Here is a 2,478-nt window from a genome sequence, read left to right on the forward strand (position 1 = left end):
CGTCGACCGCCTCGATCACGCCGAGGTCGTCGCGGACCGCCCAGTGCTCGGTGAGGTGACCGCCGTCGGTGGAGAAGACGTGGAGCTGCTTCCAGGCGACCCGGGCGCCGCTCGGCGCCCGGTCCCCCAGCCAGGGCATCCCGCGGCCGACGTGCCGGCCGTGCAGGGTGACCCACACCGCGATCCGCCCGTCGTCGAGCCTGCCGCAGCCGTGCAGCTCCGCGCGACGCTCGTCGAAGCTGGCTTCGATCCAGCCCCAGACCATGTCCCAGGTCTCCGGCCCGCGACGCCCACTGACGTGGTCGTGCAGATCGGGCCGCATCATCGCCTGGAACCCGGGCTCGCCGTGCGCGATCCATCCGGCGTACGCCTGCGCGACCTGCTCCGCGTCGAGCACGGGCCCACTCTGGCACGGGCCGCCGCCGCGGTCACCTGTGTGGCCGAGGAAGCACGAGGACACCGCGGAGGCGCGTCTGACCGCGCCTCCCCCACGCCCGCCCGTGTCCGTCCGGGCGGTCCGCGCCCGAAGGACCGTGCTGTCACAGGGCCTTCGGCCGTGGTGGACCGGCCACCGACCGGTGTGCACTGGCGACATGATCGAACGTGACCTCGACGTCCCCGCCGGCATCGACGCCGTACGGGCCGTGGGCACCGTGACCCCCCGGGACTACCACGACGTCGTCGCCCCCATGCTCGCCGCGGCAGTGCGGGAGCGTCGCGGGCTGCGCATCCTGTGCACCGTGGACGAGGCGTTCACGGGCATGACGCCGGCCGCGATGTGGGACGACATCCGCCTCGGGTTCAGCGCCATGCGCCACCTCACCGGGTGCGCGGTGGTCTCGGACCTGCCCTGGGTCCGGGACATGACCAGCTTCTCGGCGTTCTTCCTCCCCGGCCACGTGCGCGTGTTCGGGATGGCCGAACGCTCCGAGGCGCTGCGCTGGCTGAGCGACCTCCCCGGTGAGCTCGCCGGGGTCCGGCTGCGGGCCGACGACGGGGTGGTCGTCGTCGACATCGACCGGCCCCTGCGCCGCGAGGACATCGAGGTGATCGCCGGCGAGGTCGACGGCTGGCTCGCCGACCACCGCGAGCTCCCGGGCCTCGTGCTGCACGCCCACGGCTTCCCCGGCTGGGAGAACGTCTCCGGGCTCCTGCACCACATCCGGTTCGTCGCGGGCCACCAGGGACGCGTGCAGCGGTTGGCCCTGGTCCTCGACGGACCGGGCTTCGACGTCGCGGCGCGCCTGGCGGGGTCGCTCCTGCATCCGGACGTCCGGCACTTCCCGGTGGCGGCGAAGGACGAGGCGATCCGGTGGGCGGCCGGCCAGCCGGCCGCGGCGGGCTGAGCCCGGTCCCGGCGTCGGGGGCCCACGCCCCCGACGAGTCGTCGATCCCGCAGACGACCGGACACCGATCAGGTGGCGTGGCTCTCGTGCTCGTCCACCCCGGGCCGCTGGTCGTGCGGCTCCCGCACGATCAGCACACTGCAGCGCGAGTGCACCACGGTGCTCAGGCCCACCGAGCCGATGAGCCGGCTCGCCAGGGCACCGCGGCCCCGATGACCGACGACGAGCATCGTGGCTCCCGCGGAGAGCCGTTCGAGAACGACCGCGGCGGGCCCGGAGGCGGTGATCAGCTCCACGACGGGGGTCGAGGCACCACGGCGGGCGCGGGCGGTCAGGACCCGACGGATCTCCGTCGTCGCCAGGTCGATGGCGGCCGCACGCATGGCCTGCGCCGAGGGGACCAGCGGGTAGGGCGTGACCCACACTTCGGGGGCCGTCCAGACCATCGCCGCGGCGATGGGCAGTCCCCGCATCTGCGCCTCGTCGCACGCGGCCTCGAGGGCGGCGCGGCTGCCCACCGATGCGTCGAGGCCGACGACCACGGCCCTCGCCGTGGGCTGGTGGACGATCTGCGGCGACGGGACGGAATCGGTCGATGTACTGACGGTCTCGGTGCTCATGGGACGGCTCCTCGTGTGCGCTGTCGGCCCGTCGAGCATCGCCCGGCACCGCCTCGCCGTCGTAGGGCCGCTGGGCCCGGTGTCGACCGTCGCTCGTCCCCCCGGGGAATCCATGACCAGAACGGTCAGACCAGGAGGACCCACCGAGCTCCGGGTCCGCGCGACGTCGACCGACCGGCGCTCACGGCTCGACGGGGGCACCGACGCGGACCCCGGCGAAGTCGATGACGTCGTCCTTGGTGAGCACACCGAAGCGCACTCCCGCGAAGTCGTCGACCCAGCCGTCGTCGTCGACGGTCCCGATCGCCACGCCCGCGAAGTCGATCACCCTGCGTTCGTCGTCCATCTCCGTACTCCTCTCGTCGTCATGCGCCCTGAGCGTGACCGCGGACGACGGGACCCGCCCGGGTCGTTCGGGCCCCGATTCACGGCCGTTGGTCGGCGGCGGTCCGCCGGCCGCGCCGGCGCCCGCGCCCGACCGGTTTCGGCCGGAGCCATGACCCGCCGGAGGG

General features: G+C 74.0%; 4 protein-coding genes. 1 reads left to right on the forward strand and 3 read right to left on the reverse strand.

The annotated features are described in order from the left end of the window. The coding region (locus AC0CYZ_RS28505) for an ester cyclase (protein WP_472221481.1) at positions 1–397 on the reverse strand (397 nt) is incomplete at its 3' end. A 196-nt stretch (positions 398–593) separates the two neighbouring features. On the opposite strand from AC0CYZ_RS28505, the gene AC0CYZ_RS28510 reads away from it, so the two are divergent. After that, positions 594–1,346 (forward strand): SpoIIAA family protein, encoded by a 753-nt coding sequence (locus AC0CYZ_RS28510; protein ID WP_472221482.1) that lies wholly within the window; start codon positions 594–596, stop codon positions 1,344–1,346. A gap of 68 nt (positions 1,347–1,414) precedes the next feature. Here AC0CYZ_RS28510 and AC0CYZ_RS28515 read toward each other — a convergent pair whose 3' ends face one another. Both AC0CYZ_RS28515 and AC0CYZ_RS28520 read right to left on the reverse strand, forming a co-directional pair. After that, the gene (locus AC0CYZ_RS28515; RefSeq protein ID WP_472221483.1) at positions 1,415–1,966 is read right to left on the reverse strand and encodes a universal stress protein; all 552 of its coding nucleotides are present in this window, start codon (positions 1,964–1,966) and stop codon (positions 1,415–1,417) included. A 181-nt stretch (positions 1,967–2,147) separates the two neighbouring features. Next, positions 2,148–2,312, reverse strand: a complete 165-nt coding sequence (locus AC0CYZ_RS28520) for a hypothetical protein (protein ID WP_472221484.1) — start codon at positions 2,310–2,312, stop codon at positions 2,148–2,150. Positions 2,313–2,478: the final 166 nt, after the last annotated feature.

The organism is Actinomycetospora sp., assembly GCF_055612215.1.

Excerpts from the sequence above, each read along its gene's own strand:
- AC0CYZ_RS28510 (WP_472221482.1), top strand. The coding sequence starts at position 594 with ATGATCGAACGTGACCTCGACGTCCCCGCCGGCATCGACGCCGTACGG.
- AC0CYZ_RS28515 (WP_472221483.1), bottom strand. The coding sequence starts at position 1,966 with ATGAGCACCGAGACCGTCAGTACATCGACCGATTCCGTCCCGTCGCCG.
- AC0CYZ_RS28520 (WP_472221484.1), bottom strand. The coding sequence starts at position 2,312 with ATGGACGACGAACGCAGGGTGATCGACTTCGCGGGCGTGGCGATCGGG.